Origin of the sequence: Streptomyces sp. GSL17-111 (genome assembly GCF_037911585.1) — a bacterium.
Taxonomy (GTDB): domain Bacteria; phylum Actinomycetota; class Actinomycetes; order Streptomycetales; family Streptomycetaceae; genus Streptomyces.
On the sequence record NZ_JBAJNS010000001.1, the window covers coordinates 1,968,017 to 1,984,484 of the forward strand.

The following is a 16,468-nucleotide window of genomic DNA, read 5'->3' on the forward strand; positions in this document are numbered from 1 at the left end:
GGGCGGTGGTGGCGACGCGGCCACCGTCCCACCGGGCGGGTCACCGAGTCGATGACCTCGGAGGTCATGACGCCCGGACCGGCCGCCCGCGCACGCCACGCGCGCCGGGCGACCGTCCCGCACACCGCGCCTCTCACATGCGCTTCATCTTCATGTAGCGCACGGCCTCGGGACCTTCCGAGGCGATGACGGCAACCGTCGCCAGGGTGACCAGACCCACGGCCAGCCGGACGACGGCCGCCGGGATGAAGATGCCCTTCCTCATCGCGGACTCACCTCCTCTCCCACTCCCGCCGCTTCCCCTCCGGCTCCCTCGCCCCCGACACCCGCCTCACCCGACGCGCCCCGCGCCGCACCCGACGCGCTCCGCGCGAGCAGGTCGGCCACCAGCGAGGTGATGACCGGGACGGCTTCGGTGACCGCCCGCCGCACCGGTTCGCTGAGGCCGACGCTCACGTCCGGCTCCTCGCCCGTCATCCGCACCAGCGGCTCGCAGCCGACGACCAGGACGCGGGGCAGCGGGGCCCCGCCGCTGAGCCTGCGGGCCAGGGCCAGCACCTTCACCGGGTCCATGCCGTGCGCCTCGGGCATGGCGTCCCCGAAGTCGTCCAGGGGCGGTTCGATGACGCTGATCGTGCCGGGCGGCTCGCCGTGCGGCGCCGCGTCGACGAGGACGGCGGCCGTGTAGCCCTCGGTGAGGCGGTAGGCGAGGTCCATGCCCCGGATGCCGAAGTCCGCGACGTGCACCTCGGCGGGCAGCGTCACCCGGCGCAGCGCTGCGGCGACCTCGGGGCCGAAGCCGTCGTCGGCGAGGAACATGTTGCCGATCCCCGCCACCAGGACGCGCGGCGGACGCTCCCCCTCGTCGGGGTCGGAGGCGGGCTCCAGCTCCTCGGGGGCGAAGAAGAAGCGGTGCCCGATCTGCGCGGCGGAGCCGAAGTCCCGCCCCGGGTCGTCCTGGAGCACGACCGCGACGTGCACGGCGCCCTCGAAGTCCTCCTCGACGGCGACGACTTCGGCCGTCCGCCCGGCCAGGGCGAGGTCCATGATGTCGCCGTGCCGCAGCGGCCGCAGCCGCACCCGGCTGCCACGGCCGACCACGACGCCGTCGACGAGGACGGTACGGGCGGCGTCGGCGGGTGAGGTGGTGTCCTCCCAGGGGGCGTTCATGCCTGCTCCAGCGGTCGGAACTCGCGGATGGTGCCGTGCAGCGCGGCCAGTTCGGCGGTGCTGAGCCGGGCGCAGCGGTCGAGGATCTCCCGCGCCCGGGGGTCGGCGGCGCGGGCCTCGGCCTGTTCCTCCTCGGTGAGGCTGAGGACGGTGAGGATGAGGAGCTGGTCGATCTCGGTGCCGTCGAAGAGGTCGCCGGGGCTCTCGGGGGCGACGGCCGGGAAGTCGTAGAGCGTGACGGGCGAGGCGAGCACGGTGTGGGCGCCGGCGGTGCTGTCGGTGCGGGCGGCTCCCAGCCCGCCGGGGCCGCCGTCGACGAGGACGGGCCACACGCCCTCGTTGCGGCAGTCGGCGACGGCGTCCGCCAGCGGGTCCGGCGGGTCCAGGAGCGAGACGAACCGGCCGGCGTCGCAGTGCAGGACGGTGTGGGTGGAGACGAGGGCGTGGGCGGCGACCCTCTCGCGCGCCCGCCGGTCCCCGGCCACGGGCGGCGGGCAGTCGGTGGTGTTGGCGGTCCGCACGGTGACGCGGTGCACCCCGCCGCCGACGGCCTCGGCACTCACGGTGACGGTGCCCGTCAGCCGTTGCCAGCTGCGGACGAGGGTCGCGACGTGGCCGCCGTCGGCGTCGTGCAGCGGCTCGCGGTCGCGGCCGGGCGGCACGTCGACGGGGGCGGTGCGGGGCGCCGCGTACAGCTCCGCGAGGCTCGGCCGCAGGGTCACCTCGCGCTCGGTGGCCTCCTCCCAGGCGACGTACCGCTCCCCTGCGACGGTCACCGCGTCGACGGGTTCGGGCCCGCCGGGGCCCTCGCGCAGCACGGCGCGGTCCACGACGTGGAGGAAGCGCACCCGCACGCTCAGCCGCACCTCGTGCGGCGGCCGGTCGCCGGCGTCCAGGAGGACCTGGGTGCGCTGGCTGTCGGGTTCGCCGAGGTCGGCGGCGCAGCGCTGCGGGAAGACCCCGCCGAACGTCCAGCGTTTGGTGTTCTTCAGCGCGGTCCTGCGGTAGGGCCACAGCAGGTAGCCCTCGTAGAGGCAGGTGCGCACGATCTTCTCGACGGCCTCAGCGGCGTCCATGACACTCCGGTCGGTGACGTTCGTGGGGGGGGGCGGTGGGAGAGGGCCGGGGGTCAGGAGGCGGTGGCGTGCGCGTCCCGGTCCCCGGTGGGGGTCTGGTCGCCGGTCTCGGCGTGGTCGAGCAGGCTGCGGACGGTCGCGTCCCAGTCGGTGAGCACGTGGCGCACCCGGTAGGCGTCGAGCCGCTCCCACGTCTCGCGCGGGAGCCGCAGCCAGGGGCTGTCCGGGTAGTAGCGGCCGATCAGCTCGTGCCACAGGGTGGCGGGCATCCGGTAGGTGGCGTCCTTGGACCACGAGACGCGCGCGGTGCGCAGGCCGCCGCCCGTCCCCGCGTAGAAGACGGTGCCGCTGAACAGGAAGTCCAGCGGCACCTCCCCGTCCCGGACGGCGGAGAGGTACTTGGTGACGGCGATCTCGGTGTCGTAGCCGCAGGGCACGACGACGTCCACCCGGGTGCGCTCGTCGAAGGCGGGCACCTGGAGCGTGGTCTGCGTCCAGGTCAGGGGGTGCAGCGTGGTGCCCCAGCGTTCGGCGGCGCCGAAGAGCTCGGCGAGGGCCCGCTGCGTGGCCGGGTCGTACCGGCGCCGGGCGACGTCGATGCGCAGGGCCGTGGTGAGGCTGACGGAGCGGACGGGGCCGCCGCCCGTGCGGGTGATCTCCACGCCGAAGCGCAGGGCGGGCACGGCGGCGAACCGTTCCTGGTCGGCGCCGGTGACGACGAAGTCCAGGTCGGGCAGGTCGGGTGCGGCGGCCGGCGTCCGCTCCGGGGCGGTCATGCCGGGGAGAGGTTCGGCATGTCGGGCTGGATCGGGTCGCGCAGCTCGGGGTTGATGCCGGTGGAGCGGCGGGCCGTGCTGCGGTCGTCGTCCAGGTGGCCGGGCTGGTGCTTGGCCGCCCCCTGGTGGTTGCCCCGCCGCACGCCCTTGACGTGCGCGGTCACGTCGGCCTTGGTGTCGGGCTTGCCTACGGTGATACCCATGACGCCTCCTGCGGAGTGCTGTGGTCGTCGGTGGCGGGCGCCGCGTCGAGGTTCCGGAAGAACGTCTCCACGTGCTGCCACACTTCGGTGCCGCCGCCCAGTCCCTTCCAGTGGGCGCGCACGAGGGCGGCCAGGCGGTAGCAGTCGTCCAGCGGCAGCAGCCACTGCTCACGCCGGTCGGCCGCCCGGTGGACGAGGAGGGCCTCGACGTCGTCGGCGAGGCCGCCCAGGGCCGGGTCGGTGGCCAGGACCTCCTGCCAGACGGCCGGGTCGGGGTGGGCCCGCAGGGTGCCCAGGGGGCTCGGGTAGCGGGCGATGACCTGCCCGGACTCGGCGCTGCGGGTGAAGAAGGCCAGGTCGACGGGGACGCCGAGGCCGGCCCACAGGTGGTCGTCGATCGGCGTTCCCGTCAGCCGCAGCCGCCGCTGCGGGAGGAGGCGGTAGTGGGCGCCGCCCGCCTCGTGGCGGTCGAAGAGCAGCGAGCAGGGGCGGCAGGCGCAGGACACCGCGTCGGTCAGCAGGTCGAGCAGGTGCCGGTGGTCGGGGGCGAGGCGCTCCGCGCACAGGTCGCAGCGCTCCTCGGCCGCCGGGCCGCCGGACGCCGCGCCGCCGGGCGTGCGGGCCGTGGCGCGGCGGGCCACGGCCCGGAGCCGGGGGGCGGCGGGCGGGCCGGTCACGGCTGTCCCGCGGGGGTGGGGGCGGGGCGCTGGAAGAGGGAGTCGACGGAGATGAGGGTCTCGGGCGCGGGGTCGGGGGCCGTCTCCACCTCGACGTGTGCGAGGTCGGGGGCGGCCCCGGCGAGCGCGTCCCGGACGGTCCGCTCGGGCGGGTCGGGGGGCGCGTTGCAGCCCCGTGCGGTGCCGGTGATCCGCACCCTGACGGCCTCGTCGGTCAGCTCCTCCGCCGCCACGGTGACGCCGTGCCGCCCGAGGTGCTCGGCGACGGCGTCCAGCGCGCGGCGGGCCCGCACGGACGGCGGGTCGGGGTGCAGGTCGTGGACGAGGAGGAGGTGGCCGACGAGTTCGTCGTCGGCCAGCCGCCGCAGGACCGCCTCGTCACCCCCGGTGTGCGTGACGACGCGGTCGAGCGCCTCGCCGTAGAGGCCGACGAGGGTCTCGACGGTCTCCCGGGCGCGGGCCGCCGCCGCGCTGTCGGGCAGGGCGTCGAGTCCGGAGAGCAGTTCCTCGGCCCGGGCCACGGTCGCGCGGGCCCGGGCGTCGTCCGATGCCATCGTGTGCCGCCTTTACAGGTGCTGGCCGAAGGTGGGCGAGTGCGTCTGCCGCAGGGTGCGTCCGCCGCCGAGGTACATGTGGACGCCGCAGGGCAGGCAGGGGTCGAAGCTGCGCACGGTGCGCATGATGTCGATGCCCTTGAAGTCGTCCGGGCCGTTCTCCTCGAAGATCGGGCAGCCCTGCACGGCGTCCTCGTAGGGGCCGGGTGTGCCGTACATGTCGCGCGGGCTGGCGTTCCACGGGGTGGGCGGGTACGGGTGGTAGTTGGCGATCTTCTTGTCGCGGATGACGAGGTGGTGCGAGAGGACGCCCCGCACGGCCTCGTGGAAGCCGACGCCGATGCCCTCGTCGGGCACGGTGAAGTCCTCGAAGACCTTGGTGCGTCCGGCCCGGACCTCGGCCAGCGCCTCGTTGACGAAGTGCAGGGCCATGCCGGCGGCGTAGGCCACGAAGTAGATCCGGGCCCGGTTGCGCTCGATGGTGTTGGGGAAGGGCGGCGGCGTCCACTTGAGGTTGACCTCGGCCATGCCCGGTGTCTTCGGCAGGTCGATCTCGACGCTGCCGCCGCGCGCCCGCACGTAGGGGGTGTCGACCTTGCCCGCCAGGGCCGTCGCCCAGAGCCGGGCGATGGGGCCGCCGCCGGTGTCCAGGGCGAGGTGGTCGCCGGTGCGCTGGTCGAGCCAGCGCGGGCTCATGACCCAGCTGTACTTGCCGCCCTCCTCCAGCTCGCGCTTCTGCGGGGCGGGCAGCGTCGTCTGGTTCCAGGGGTGCCGCTTGTCGACGGGGTTGCCGAGCGGGTCCTTGTCGACGTACGTCTCCTCGCCCACCCAGTCCTCGTAGTAGGAGCTGCCGAGGAGGATGCGCATGCCGAGGTTGATGTCGACGAGGTCGGTGGTGACCAGCTCGTTGTCCACGACGATGCCGGGGGTGACGAACATGGCGTTCCCCCACTCGTTCATCGTCCGGTAGCGGTAGTCGACGACGTTGGGGTCCTGGAAGGCGCCCCAGCAGCCGAGCAGGGTGCGGCGGCGGCCGACCTCCTCGTAGCCGGGCAGGGCCTCGTAGAAGAAGTCGAAGACGTCGTCGTTCATGGCGACGGCGCGCTTGACGAAGTCCAGGCAGCGGGTCAGCCGCACGAGGTAGTCGGTGAACAGCTGCGGGGTGGCGACGGTGCCGACGCCGCCGGGGTAGAGCGTCGAGGGGTGGACGTGCCGTCCCTCCATCAGGCAGCACATCTCGCGGGTGAGGCGGCTCATGACGAGCGCGTCCTTGTAGGTGCTCCCCTCGAAGGGGTTGAAGGAGCGCATGATGTCGGCCACGGTCCGGAAGCCGTGGACGTCGCCGCGCGGGGCGGGGGTGCGCTCGGCCCGCTCCAGGACGCTCGGGTTGGTCTCCTTGACCATGCGTTCGCTGTAGTCGACGAAGACCAGGTTGTCCTGGAAGATCGTGTGGTCGAACATGTACTCGGCGGCCTCGCCGAGGTTGATGATCCAGTCCGCGAGCGGCGGGGGCTTCACGCCGTAGGCCATGTTCTGGGCGTAGACGGAGCACGTGGCGTGGTTGTCCCCGCAGATGCCGCAGATGCGGCTGGTGATGAAGTGCGAGTCCCGGGGGTCCTTGCCCTTCATGAAGACGCTGTAGCCGCGGAAGACGGACGAGGTGCTGCGGCACTCGACGACCTCCCGGTTGGGGAAGTCGATCTTGGTGTAGATGCCCAGGTTGCCGACGATCCGGGTGATCGGATCGAACGCCACCTCGGTGAGGGTGCGCTGCTCGGTCGGCCTGGCCTGCGTCGTCGTCACGGGGGGAGGTCCTTTCGCGCGGTGTCAGCGGGAGGTCAGCGGCCCGTCCACCGCGGGGCGTAGCCGGAGGTCAGCTCCGCCCGGTTGTGGCGCCATTTGGGCTCGTGGTTCGCGGTGCGGTTGGTGATGGAGCGCAGGGAGCGGACGAGGGGCCCGTAGGTGCTGCTGAGCAGGCCGGAGGAGACGCTGCCGCCGGGCGGCTCGTCCATGAAGGGCATGAACTTGTCGGGGAAGCCGGGCATCGTGCAGCCGATGCAGATGCCGCCGACGTTCGGGCAGCCGCCGACGCCGTCCATCCAGCCGCGCTTGGTGACGTTGCAGTTGACGACGGGGCCCCAGCAGCCGATCTTCACCTGGCACTTCGGCGAGTTGTAGTCCTTGGCGAAGTCGCCCTGCTCGTAGTAGGCGGCGCGGTCGCAGCCCTCGTGGACCGTCTTGCCGAACAGCCAGGTGGGGCGCAGCTGTTCGTCGAGCGGGATGGTGGGGGCCAGCCCGGCGGCCTGGTGGAGCAGCCAGGTGAGGGTCTCCATGAAGTTGTCCGGCTGGACGGGGCAGCCGGGGACGTTGACGATCGGCAGGCCGCCCGCCGAGCGGAAGTCCCAGCCGAGGTAGTCGGCCAGGCCCATGCAGCCGGTGGGGTTCCCGGCCATGGCGTGGATGCCGCCGTAGGTGGCGCAGGTGCCGATGGCGACGACGGCGTAGGCCTGCGGCGCCAGGAGGTCGAGCCAGTCGTTGAGCGGGCGGGGTTCGCCGGTGTCGGGGTCGTTGCCCATCGACGTCCAGTAGCCATCGCCGTTGATGTTCTCGTTGGGGATGGAGCCCTCGACGACGAGGACGAAGGGATGCTCCAACTCGCCGCGCGAGGCCCGGTGGAAGACCTCCATGAAGTCGTCGCCCGTCTCGTAGGCGAGCACCTTGTTGTGGAGGTGGACCTTGGGCAGGCCGGGGATGGCGCCGAGGACGACGTCCTCCAGGCTGGGCAGCGAGGCGGCGGTGACGGAGACGGTGTCGCCGTCACAGCTCATGCCCTCGGAGGTCCACAGGATGTGCACCTCTTCCACGCCCGTGCCGCTGGGGGCCGTTTCGGTGGTCGTCATGGCGCGCTTCCTTTCGGCCGCTACTGGCTCACCCGTGAAGGCTGACACGGTGTGCGAATGCTCACAAATCGGACACGCGTGACGGTGCGTACCCGGCCGTGGTGTACCGGGCGAGGTGTTCGGGCGTGCCGGCCGGGCGCGCCTTGCGTACGAAGGCCGAGCGCAGCGCGTGGTAGGGCGCCCCGGGGTCGAGGAACGTCCGCCGCATGGCCGCAAGCTCCTCGGCCCGGTGGTCCGCCAGTCGCCTGACGGCCTCGTCGCGCTCCCGCAGCGCCTTCTTCTCCGCCACCCGGGCGGGCAGGTGCGCCGAGCGGGTCAGCCGCACGGCCAGCCGGGCGACCTCGGAGGCGAAGCCGGCGGGCGTCGCCTCCACCACGCGGTCCACCAGCCCCGCCCGGTGCCCGGTCGCCGCGCTCAGCGGCAGCGCCGCACGCATGAGCCGCCGCGTGCCCTCGGCGCCCACGCGGCGCGGCAGGAGGTACGTCCACAGCTCCGAGCCGGTCAGCCCCATCAGCCGGTAGTGCGGGTTCAGCACGGCGCCCTCCCGGCACCACACCTCGTCCGCCGCGAGCGCCAGCATCACACCACCGGCGGCGGCGTTCCCCGGCAGCGCGGAGACGACGAGCCGGTCGGTGGTCGTCACGACGGCCTCCACCAGGTCGTCGATGGCCCGGATGTTCGCCCAGGACTCCGCCGCCGGGTCCTCGGCGGCCTCGATGACGCCCAGGTGGATGCCGTTGGAGAAGAAGTCCCGGGCCGGGCCGAGCACGAGGACGTCCGTGGGCCGCGCGCAGGCGAACCGGTAGGCCGCCAGCAGCCGTCGGCACTGGTCGGTGCTCATCGCACCGCCGGGGAAGGAGAACCGCAGGAAGCCCGCCGAACCGTCCTCGTCGTACCGGATCTCCGCCCACGTGCGGTCGGCGTCACCGGCGCGCGGCCACAGCGGGGCCGGGACCTCGGGCACGTCCGCCGGCAGCCGCTCGCCGAGGGCCGTGGTGGCGGGCAGCCGCCAGGTGGGCGGGCCCTGCGGACGGCGGCGGGCGCGCAGCTCCGGGATCCAGACCGCGCCGTCGACCGTCGCCCGGCAGACGGCCCCCTCGCGCGTCGCGACGACCTCCCCCGGCAGGCCGCGCAGGGTGTCCTCCCGATGGCCGCCGTGCAGGTACCACTCGGCGCCGAGGAGGGTGTCGAGCACGCCCGGCCGGGAGTCGGCCGCCCGCAGGGTGCGCAGCACCGATGCCGTCGGCTCGGTGAACCAGTCGATGCGGCGGTCCTCCTGACGCAGGTACGGCCGCCAGCCCAGGCCGGACGCGCCGGGGTCGCCGGGCAGCGGCCCGGCGCCGGAGGAGAACCGCTCGACGGCGCTCAGCACGGCCGTCACGGCGGCGTCGGCCAGCTCGCCCCGGTAGACGTCGCTCTTGCCGGGCCCGGCGTGCACCGGGAAGGACGCCGACGCCCACACCGGCCCGGCGTCCAGCTCGGCCTCCGCCTGGAGGACGGTGACCCCCCACGTGTCGACGCCGTCCGCCAGGGCCCGGTCCAGCGCGGACGGCCCCCGGTCCCCGGGCGGGCCCGGATGCACGATCAGGCAGGGCACCGCCGACCACACCTCGGGCGGCAGGACGCTCGTCAGCATCGGCGCGAGGACGAGGTCCGGCGTGTGCCGCCGCACCGCCTCCGCCTCCGTCCCGGGACCGGTGGTGGCCGCCAGCTCCACCGCCACGGCGTGGCCGCGGTCCACCAGCTCGGTGAAGACGCGTTGGGTCAGGCTGTTGAACGCGCTGGCGAGCAGCAGGATGCGCATGGGCCGCCTCCCTGGCGGTTGCGGGGCGCGGCCCGGCAGGCCGCCCGACGACAGCCCGATCGTGGACCGCGCCGCACGGGCCCGGTGGCGGGACGCGCCCGGCGGGGGCCCGCCCGGCGGCACCGCATGGGCCGGGCGGGGGAAACCCCGCCCCCCTGCCCTCGTGCCCGCCGGGCTCGGGTCGCCCGGGTGCCTACCGTGACGGTCCATGCACGAACTGTCGATCGCGACCGCCGTCGTCGAGAGCGCCGACGCGGCCGCCCGGCGGCACGGCGCCGCGTCGGTCGAGTCCGTCCGCCTGCGCGTGGGCGAGCTGGCCGGCGTGGTCGCCGACGCACTCCGCTTCTCCTTCGGCCTCGCCGCCGAGGGCACGGCCCTGGCGGGCGCCCGGCTGGAGATCGAGGAGGTCCCGGCGCGGGCCCGCTGCGGCGGCTGCTCCGGTGACTTCGCCGTCGGGTCGCCGCCGTCCCTGGAGTGCCCCGGCTGCGGCCGGTCCGCGGCGGAGCTGCTGACCGGCCGGGAGCTGGAGATCGCCGCCGTCACCCTGCCGGAACCGGACGCCCCGGCAGGCGTCCCCCCGCCGTCCCTGTCCTGAGGAGGACGTTCGATGATGTGCCGGACAGTCGACCTGCGCCACGCGGTGCTGGCGAAGAACGACGGGCTCGCGGCCGAGCTGCGCGCCGACCTCACCGCACGCGGCATGACCGCCGTGAACCTCATGTCCAGCCCCGGTAGCGGCAAGACGGCGCTGCTGGAACGGGTGCTGACGCGGGCCGGTGAGCGCGGCGTCGCGGTCGCCGCGCTCACCGCCGACCTCGCCACCGAGAACGACGCCCGGCGGCTGGCCCGTTCGGGTGCGCCGGTGAAGCAGGTGCTCACCGGCGGCCTGTGCCACCTGGAGGCCGACCAGGTGCGCGAGCACCTGGCGGACTGGCCGCCGCGCGCCACCAGGGCGCTGTTCGTGGAGAACGTCGGCAACCTCGTGTGCCCGGCCACCTACGACCTGGGCGAGTCGCTGCGGGTGGTGCTGATGTCCGTCACCGAGGGGGAGGACAAGCCCGTCAAGTACCCGACGGCGTTCGGCCTCGCGCACCTCGTCGTCCTCACCAAGACCGATCTCGCGCAGCCGGCGGGCTTCGACGAGGAGGCCTTCACGGCCCACGTCGAGCGGGTCAACCCCGGTGTGGAGGTGCTGCGTTCCTCCGCCCACACGGGCGAGGGCGTGGACGAGTTGCTGGACCGGGCCCTTGCCGCGTGCAGCGGGGTGACGCCGCACCGGCCGGTGCTGGCCCGGCAGCACCTGGAGCGCCACGGCCACACGCACGGCCACCCGCACGGCCACGAGTCCGCGCCGGAGGCGGAGGGCGGCCGGGAGAACGCGCCGGAGGGCCCGGACGAGGCGGCGTCCGACGTCATCGCCGCCCCGGCCGGGCAGCCGTCGGACGCCGTCCTCCAGACCGTCGCCGACGGTTCCTGAGCCGTGAGGGCCGCCGCATGACCGAAGGCATCACCGAGACACCGCACGTCCCCCGCCCCGACACCGGCCCTGTCGAGACCGACCCCGAGACCGACGCCGGCCCCGAAGCCGACCCCGAAGCCGTTCTGCGGCGGCGCGTGCTGGTGCGGGGCGTCGTCCAGGGCGTGGGGTTCCGGCCGTTCGTGCACCGGCTGGCGGGCGAGCTGGCGCTGGCCGGGCACGTCGCCAACACCACCGGCGGCGTCACCGCCGAGGTGGAGGGCCCCGCCCACGCCGTCGAGGAGTTCTGCCGACGGCTGCGGGCGGACGCCCCGCCGCTCGCGCACGTCGCCGACGTCCGCCACGAGACGCTGGCGGCCGTCGGCGAGGCGGCGTTCACCATCCGGGCCTCGGAGAGCAGCGCGGGAGGAAGCGCGGAACAGGGCGCAGGACACACCCGGATCCCGCCGGACACCGCGACCTGCGCGGACTGCCTGCGCGAGCTCGCCGATCCGGCCGACCGCCGCTACCGGCACCCGTTCATCACCTGCACGCACTGCGGACCGCGCTTCACCATCGCCACAGCGCTGCCGTACGACCGGGCCACCACGACGATGGCGCCCTTCCGCATGTGCCCGGCCTGCCGGGGCGAGTACCACGACCCGGCGGACCGCCGCTTCCACACCCAGCCGGTCGCCTGCCACGCCTGCGGCCCGCGCCTGCGGCTCGTGCCCGGCGCCGGGTCGGGCGTGCGCGCGGCCGAGGGCGAGCGGGCCCTCGGCGTCGCGCGGAAGCTGCTGGCGGCCGGGGCGATCGTGGCGGTCAAGGGCGTCGGCGGCTACCACCTGGCCTGCGACGCCGCCGACGAGGCAGCCGTCGCCCGGCTGCGGGAGCGCAAGGCGCGCGGCGGGAAGCCGTTCGCCGTGATGTGCGCCGATCTCGCCACGGCCACGCGACTCGCCGACGTGGGGGCGGGCGAGCGCGCGGCCCTGACGGGCCGACACCGGCCCATCGTCCTGCTGCGCCGCGCCGAGGGTCCACTCCCCGGGCTCGCCGGGAACGTGTGCTCCGGCAGCCCCGACGTCGGCGTCATGCTCCCCTACACCCCCGTGCACGAGCTGCTGTTCGGGCTGCCGGGGGACGCGCCGGGGCCGCGCGTCCTCGTCATGACCAGCGGCAACCGGTCCGGGGAGCCGATCGTGACCGACGACGACGAGGCGCTGGACCGGCTCGGCGGCATCGCCGACGCCTGGCTCACCCACGACCGCCGCATCGACGTGCCCTGCGACGACTCCGTGGTGCGGGTGCGGGCGGACGGCCGGGAACTCGTCCTGCGCCGCTCCCGCGGCTACGCGCCGACGCCGCTGACCCTGCCCGTGCCCGTCCGGCCCGCGCTGGCCGTCGGCGGGGACCTGAAGAACGCGCTGTGCCTCGGCGCGGGCACCGACGCCTGGTTCTCCCCACACCTGGGCGACCTGGGCGACCTCACCGCCCTGGAGGCGTTCGGCCGGGGCGAGCAGCGGCTGCGGGAGCTCACCGGCGTCCGCCCGGAGGTGCTCGCCGCCGATCCGCACCCGCGCTACCACGCGACGCGCTGGGCCCGGGGCCGCGCCGGGGCCCGCGCCGACCAGCCGGTCCTCGTCCAGCACCACCACGCGCACATCGCCTCCACCATGGCCGAGCACGGACTGGACGGCACGGGCCCGGTCATCGGCGTCGCCTTCGACGGGACGGGGTACGGCGCGGACGGCGCCGTGTGGGGCGGCGAGGTCATGCTGGCCGACTACGACGGCTACCGCAGAGTGGCCCACCTGGCGTACGCGCCGCTGCCCGGCGGGGACGCGGCGGTGGCCAACCCGTGCCGCACGGCGCTGGCCCGGCTGCGTGCGGCGGGCGTGCCCTGGGCGCCGGACCTGCCGTGCGCGGCGGCCTGCACCGACGAGGAGCTGCGGCTGTTGGCCCGTCAGCTGGAGCGGCGCGTCGCGCTCGTGCCGACGTCCAGCATGGGGCGGCTGTTCGACGCGGTGGCCTCGCTGACCGGTGTGTGCCACCGGGCCGGGTACGAGGCGCAGGCCGCCGTCGAGCTGGAGGCCGCCGCCGCGCGGGTCTGGCGGGTCGGGGAGCCGGGCCCGGCCCCCGCCTACGCGTTCGCCCTGCGGTCGCGGGGCACGGCCGGGACGCCGGGCGTCACGGTGTTCGACCCGGCGCCCGTCCTGGCGGACCTCGCGGCCGACGTCCGGCGCGGCACCCCGGCCGAGGTCATGGCCGCCCGGTTCCACCGGGCCGTGGCGGCGGCGGTGGTCACCGTCTGCCGCCGCGCCCGCCACGAGACGGGGGTGCGCACGGTCGCCCTCACCGGCGGCGTGTTCGCCAACGCGCTGCTGGACGAGGCGTGCGCCGACGGCCTCGACGCGGGCGGCTTCACCGTGCTGCGGCACCGCGCGGTGCCGCCCGGCGACGGCGGCCTGGCCCTCGGACAGCTCATGGTGGCGGCCCGGGAGCCGCTGCGCACTTCCCCACCCACGAGACGAACGGAGGCGGGCCATGTGCCTGGCGGTACCAGGACGAGTGGTCGGAACCGGTGAGCGGGACGGCACCCCCATGGCGCAGGTCGACTTCGGCGGCGTGACCAAGGACGTGTGCCTGGCCTACGTGCCGGAGGCGCAGGTGGGCGAGTACGTCATCGTGCACGTCGGCTTCGCGCTCCAGCGTCTGGACGAGGAGTCGGCGCGGGCGTCGCTGCGGCTCTTCGAGGAGCTGGGGCTGCTGGACGAGGAGTTCGGCGACGCCTGGGGGCGCGCGGCGGCCGAGGCCGGCGCGGACGTCCCCGACGCCGTGGCGGCCACGGCCACCACCGATGCCGCCGCCCGGTCGGACGAGGAGGTAACCCGGTGAAGTACATCGACGAGTTCCACGACCCGGCGCTGGCCCGCCGGCTGCTGGACGACATCCACACCACGGTGACCCGGCCCTGGGCGCTGATGGAGGTCTGCGGCGGCCAGACGCACTCGATCATCCGGCACGGCATCGACCAGCTGCTGCCGGACTCCCTGGAGCTGATCCACGGCCCCGGCTGCCCGGTGTGCGTGACGCCCCTGGAGATGATCGACAAGGCGCTGGAGATCGCCTCGCGCCCCGGCGTCATCTTCTGCTCCTTCGGCGACATGCTGCGGGTGCCGGGCACCGGCCGGGACCTGTTCCAGGTCAAGAGCGCGGGCGGGGACGTCCGGGTGGTGTACTCGCCGCTGGACGCCCTCGACGTCGCCCGCCGCAACCCCGACCGCGAGGTCGTCTTCTTCGGCATCGGGTTCGAGACCACCGCGCCCGCGAACGCGATGACCGTCCACGAGGCGCGTCGGCTGGGCATCGCCAACTTCAGCCTGCTGGTCTCGCACGTGCGGGTGCCCCCGGCCGTCGAGGCGATCATGCGGGCGCCGCACTGCCGGGTGCAGGGCTTCCTCGCCGCCGGGCACGTGTGCAGCGTCATGGGCACCGAGGAGTACCCGGCGCTGGCCGAGCGGTACCGGGTGCCCATCGTCGTCACCGGCTTCGAGCCGCTCGACATCCTGGAGGGCGTGCGGCGGGCCGTGCGCCAGCTGGAGCGCGGTGAGCACCGGGTCGAGAACGCCTACCCGAGGGCCGTGCGGGAGGCGGGGAACGCCCCGGCGCTGGCCCGGATCGAGGAGGTCTTCGAGGTCACCGACCGGTCGTGGCGCGGCATCGGCACGATTCCGGACAGCGGCTGGCGGCTGTCGGACGCCTTCCGCGCCTACGACGCCGAGCACCGCTTCGAGGTGGGGGACGTGCGGACGGCCGAGCCCGCCGCCTGCCGCAGCGGCGAGGTCCTCCAGGGCCTGATCAAGCCGCACGAGTGCGAGGCGTTCGGCACGCGGTGCACGCCGCGCACCCCGCTGGGCGCCACGATGGTCTCCAGCGAGGGCGCCTGCGCCGCGTACTACCTCTACCGCCGGCTCACCCCGGGCGCGCCGGCCGCGCGGGAGGCGGCGGGGCGGGAACCCGTCCCGGCCGGCGCGACCGACGCCGTGAAGGAGGCGAGCCCCCTTGGCTGAGACGACGACCGCCACGGCCCCCGAGGCCCCCGAGCTGGACGTTCCGGAGCCGGAGGTCGTGGACCCGGCCGCGTGGACGTGCCCGGCGCCGCTGCGGGACCACCCCTCGGTGGTGCTCGGGCACGGCGGGGGCGGCGCCCTGTCGGCGGAGCTGATGGAACACCTCTTCGTCCCCGCCTACGGCAATCCGACGCTGGCCGGGCTCGGCGACTCCGCCGCCGTCACCCTGGGCGGGGCCCGCCTCGCGTTCTCCACCGACTCCTACGTCGTGCGCCCGCTGTTCTTCCCCGGCGGGTGCATCGGGGACCTCGCCGTCAACGGCACCGTCAACGACCTGGCGATGAGCGGGGCGCAGGCGGCCTACCTGTCCTGCGGATTCATCCTGGAGGAGGGTGTCGAGCTCTCCGTGGTGGGGAGGGTGGCGGAGGCGATCGGAGCGGCCGCGGAGGCGGCCGGCGTCACGGTCGCCACCGGGGACACGAAGGTGGTGGAGGCCGGGCACGGCGACGGGATCTACGTCAACACCTCCGGCATCGGTCTGATCCCCGACGGCGTCGACATCCGCCCGCAGCGCGCCGTGCCGGGCGACGTGGTGATCGTCAGCGGCCCCATCGGGCTGCACGGGATCGCCGTGCTCAGCCTGCGGGAGGGCCTGGAGTTCGGCGCCGGGGAGCTGGCGAGTGACACCGCGCCGCTGAACGGACTGGTCGCGGCGATGCTCCGCGTCACCCGTGACGTGCACGTCCTGCGCGACCCGACGCGCGGCGGCGTCGCGGCGACGCTCAACGAGATCGCCTCGGCGTCCGACACCGGCGTCGTCCTCACCGAGCGCAGCCTGCCCGTGCCGGAGGCCGTCGCGAACGCCTGCGGCTTCCTCGGCCTCGACCCGCTCTACGTCGCCAACGAGGGCCGACTCGTCGCCGTGGTGCCCCGGGCGGAGGCGGACGCCGTCCTGGCGGCCCTGCGCGACCACCCGCAGGGCCGTGGGGCGGCGGTGATCGGCGAGTGCGTCGCCGAGCACCCGGGCATGGTGGTGGCCCGCACGGCCTTCGGCGGCACCCGCGTCGTGGACCTGCCGCTCGGCGAACAGCTCCCCCGCATCTGCTAGGCCGCAGCTGCCGGCCCGCCGAACAGGCGGTCGGGCATGGGTCCCCGGCCGGGCGGGCACCCGGCCGGGGACCGACCCGGGACGAACGATCCGACAAGCGATGAACAAGGACGTGAACAGCATGCGCGTGGCGTTTCTCGCCGCCCCCGAGGGCGTGGAACAGGTCGAGCTGACGGAGCCGTGGCAGGCCGTGAAGGACGCCGGCGGAACGCCGGAGCTGCTCTCCACGCAGGGCGGCACGCTCCAGGCGTTCCACCACCTCGACAAGGGCGACACCTTCCCGGTGGACCGCGAGGTCGGCCAGGCGGGGATGGAGGACTACGACGGCCTGGTGCTGCCCGGCGGCGTGGCCAACCCGGACCTCCTGCGCACGGACGAGCAGGCCGTCGACTTCGTGAAGGGGTTCTTCGAGCGGGGCAAGCCCGTGGCCGTCATCTGCCACGGCCCGTGGACGCTGATCGAGGCGGACGTCGTCCGGGGCCGCCGCGTCACGTCGTGGCCGAGCCTGCGAACGGATCTGCGCAACGCGGGCGCGACGTGGGTGGACGAGGAGGTCGTCCGCTGCGAGGACGGGCCGAACGTCCTGGTCAGCAGCCGTAAGCCGGGCGACCTCAAGGCGTTCTGCACGGCCTTCGTCCGCGAGTTCCAGAAGATCTCGACGTAGTCGGAACGGC

17 protein-coding genes are annotated in these 16,468 nt (G+C 74.7%); 7 read left to right on the forward strand and 10 right to left on the reverse strand.

Translation table 11 applies throughout. From position 1 onward, the window contains the following. Positions 1-133: 133 nt before the first annotated feature. The 10 genes from V6D49_RS08430 to V6D49_RS08475 all read right to left on the reverse strand — a co-directional run bounded on the left by V6D49_RS08430 (position 134) and on the right by V6D49_RS08475 (position 9,160). Positions 134-265, reverse strand: a complete 132-nt coding sequence (locus V6D49_RS08430; RefSeq protein ID WP_340558496.1) for a hypothetical protein — start codon at positions 263-265, stop codon at positions 134-136. Then, entirely contained in the window at positions 262-1,170 is a 909-nt protein-coding gene (locus V6D49_RS08435; protein WP_340558497.1) for a hydrogenase maturation protease, read from the reverse strand. The genes V6D49_RS08430 and V6D49_RS08435 overlap by 4 nt, the downstream gene beginning before the upstream one ends. Continuing rightward, positions 1,167-2,246, reverse strand: coding sequence for a hypothetical protein (locus V6D49_RS08440; protein ID WP_340558498.1), 1,080 nt, complete (start codon positions 2,244-2,246; stop codon positions 1,167-1,169). The genes V6D49_RS08435 and V6D49_RS08440 overlap by 4 nt, the downstream gene beginning before the upstream one ends. 53 nt (positions 2,247-2,299) lie before the next feature. Next, on the reverse strand, positions 2,300-3,022 hold the full coding sequence (locus V6D49_RS08445; protein ID WP_340558499.1) for a DUF6084 family protein: 723 nt from the start codon (positions 3,020-3,022) through the stop codon (positions 2,300-2,302). Further along, positions 3,019-3,225: a hypothetical protein gene (locus V6D49_RS08450; RefSeq protein WP_340558501.1), complete on the reverse strand. Its 207-nt coding sequence runs from the start codon at positions 3,223-3,225 to the stop codon at positions 3,019-3,021. Before V6D49_RS08450 ends, V6D49_RS08445 begins: the two co-directional genes overlap by 4 nt. Then, entirely contained in the window at positions 3,210-3,902 is a 693-nt protein-coding gene (locus tag V6D49_RS08455; RefSeq protein ID WP_340558502.1) for a DUF5947 family protein, read from the reverse strand. Before V6D49_RS08455 ends, V6D49_RS08450 begins: the two co-directional genes overlap by 16 nt. After that, on the reverse strand, positions 3,899-4,456 hold the full coding sequence (locus V6D49_RS08460) for a NifU family protein (RefSeq protein WP_340558504.1): 558 nt from the start codon (positions 4,454-4,456) through the stop codon (positions 3,899-3,901). Before V6D49_RS08460 ends, V6D49_RS08455 begins: the two co-directional genes overlap by 4 nt. Positions 4,457-4,468: 12 nt before the next feature. After that, on the reverse strand, positions 4,469-6,259 hold the full coding sequence (locus tag V6D49_RS08465) for a nickel-dependent hydrogenase large subunit (RefSeq protein ID WP_340558506.1): 1,791 nt from the start codon (positions 6,257-6,259) through the stop codon (positions 4,469-4,471). Between the two features lie 35 nt (positions 6,260-6,294). After that, positions 6,295-7,356, reverse strand: a complete 1,062-nt coding sequence (locus V6D49_RS08470; RefSeq protein WP_340558507.1) for a hydrogenase expression protein HypE — start codon at positions 7,354-7,356, stop codon at positions 6,295-6,297. A 61-nt stretch (positions 7,357-7,417) separates the two neighbouring features. After that, entirely contained in the window at positions 7,418-9,160 is a 1,743-nt protein-coding gene (locus tag V6D49_RS08475) for a hydrogenase maturation protein (RefSeq protein ID WP_340558509.1), read from the reverse strand. A gap of 208 nt (positions 9,161-9,368) precedes the next feature. Between V6D49_RS08475 and hypA the strand changes: the two genes are divergently transcribed. The 7 genes from hypA (at position 9,369) to V6D49_RS08510 (ending at position 16,458) form a co-directional block, all read left to right on the forward strand. Further along, positions 9,369-9,755, forward strand: coding sequence for a hydrogenase maturation nickel metallochaperone HypA (gene hypA, locus V6D49_RS08480; RefSeq protein WP_340558511.1), 387 nt, complete (start codon positions 9,369-9,371; stop codon positions 9,753-9,755). 15 nt (positions 9,756-9,770) lie between these two features. Further along, on the forward strand, positions 9,771-10,637 hold the full coding sequence (gene hypB / locus V6D49_RS08485) for a hydrogenase nickel incorporation protein HypB (RefSeq protein ID WP_340563797.1): 867 nt from the start codon (positions 9,771-9,773) through the stop codon (positions 10,635-10,637). Between the two features lie 17 nt (positions 10,638-10,654). Continuing rightward, on the forward strand, positions 10,655-13,201 hold the full coding sequence (gene hypF / locus V6D49_RS08490; RefSeq protein WP_340558512.1) for a carbamoyltransferase HypF: 2,547 nt from the start codon (positions 10,655-10,657) through the stop codon (positions 13,199-13,201). Further along, entirely contained in the window at positions 13,161-13,511 is a 351-nt protein-coding gene (locus V6D49_RS08495) for a HypC/HybG/HupF family hydrogenase formation chaperone (protein WP_340558514.1), read from the forward strand. The genes hypF and V6D49_RS08495 overlap by 41 nt, the downstream gene beginning before the upstream one ends. Further along, positions 13,508-14,686: a hydrogenase formation protein HypD gene (gene hypD / locus V6D49_RS08500; protein WP_340558516.1), complete on the forward strand. Its 1,179-nt coding sequence runs from the start codon at positions 13,508-13,510 to the stop codon at positions 14,684-14,686. The genes V6D49_RS08495 and hypD overlap by 4 nt, the downstream gene beginning before the upstream one ends. 34 nt (positions 14,687-14,720) lie before the next feature. Beyond that, positions 14,721-15,794 carry a hydrogenase expression/formation protein HypE gene (gene hypE, locus V6D49_RS08505; RefSeq protein WP_340563800.1) on the forward strand — a complete coding sequence of 358 codons (1,074 nt, stop codon included), beginning with the start codon at positions 14,721-14,723 and terminating at the stop codon, positions 15,792-15,794. Positions 15,795-15,915: 121 nt separating this feature from the next. Next, positions 15,916-16,458 carry a type 1 glutamine amidotransferase domain-containing protein gene (locus V6D49_RS08510; RefSeq protein ID WP_340563802.1) on the forward strand — a complete coding sequence of 181 codons (543 nt, stop codon included), beginning with the start codon at positions 15,916-15,918 and terminating at the stop codon, positions 16,456-16,458. Positions 16,459-16,468: the final 10 nt, after the last annotated feature.

Bases quoted from the DNA above. Each gene is read 5' to 3' on its own strand.
- V6D49_RS08445 (WP_340558499.1), bottom strand. From the start codon at position 3,022: ATGACCGCCCCGGAGCGGACGCCGGCCGCCGCACCCGACCTGCCCGAC.
- V6D49_RS08470 (WP_340558507.1), bottom strand. From the start codon at position 7,356: ATGACGACCACCGAAACGGCCCCCAGCGGCACGGGCGTGGAAGAGGTG.
- V6D49_RS08460 (WP_340558504.1), bottom strand. From the start codon at position 4,456: ATGGCATCGGACGACGCCCGGGCCCGCGCGACCGTGGCCCGGGCCGAG.
- hypB (WP_340563797.1), top strand. From the start codon at position 9,771: ATGTGCCGGACAGTCGACCTGCGCCACGCGGTGCTGGCGAAGAACGAC.
- V6D49_RS08510 (WP_340563802.1), top strand. From the start codon at position 15,916: ATGCGCGTGGCGTTTCTCGCCGCCCCCGAGGGCGTGGAACAGGTCGAG.
- V6D49_RS08440 (WP_340558498.1), bottom strand. From the start codon at position 2,246: ATGGACGCCGCTGAGGCCGTCGAGAAGATCGTGCGCACCTGCCTCTAC.
- V6D49_RS08430 (WP_340558496.1), bottom strand. From the start codon at position 265: ATGAGGAAGGGCATCTTCATCCCGGCGGCCGTCGTCCGGCTGGCCGTG.
- hypA (WP_340558511.1), top strand. From the start codon at position 9,369: ATGCACGAACTGTCGATCGCGACCGCCGTCGTCGAGAGCGCCGACGCG.
- V6D49_RS08475 (WP_340558509.1), bottom strand. From the start codon at position 9,160: ATGCGCATCCTGCTGCTCGCCAGCGCGTTCAACAGCCTGACCCAACGC.
- V6D49_RS08495 (WP_340558514.1), top strand. From the start codon at position 13,161: ATGTGCCTGGCGGTACCAGGACGAGTGGTCGGAACCGGTGAGCGGGAC.
- V6D49_RS08450 (WP_340558501.1), bottom strand. From the start codon at position 3,225: ATGGGTATCACCGTAGGCAAGCCCGACACCAAGGCCGACGTGACCGCG.
- hypF (WP_340558512.1), top strand. From the start codon at position 10,655: ATGACCGAAGGCATCACCGAGACACCGCACGTCCCCCGCCCCGACACC.
- V6D49_RS08435 (WP_340558497.1), bottom strand. From the start codon at position 1,170: ATGAACGCCCCCTGGGAGGACACCACCTCACCCGCCGACGCCGCCCGT.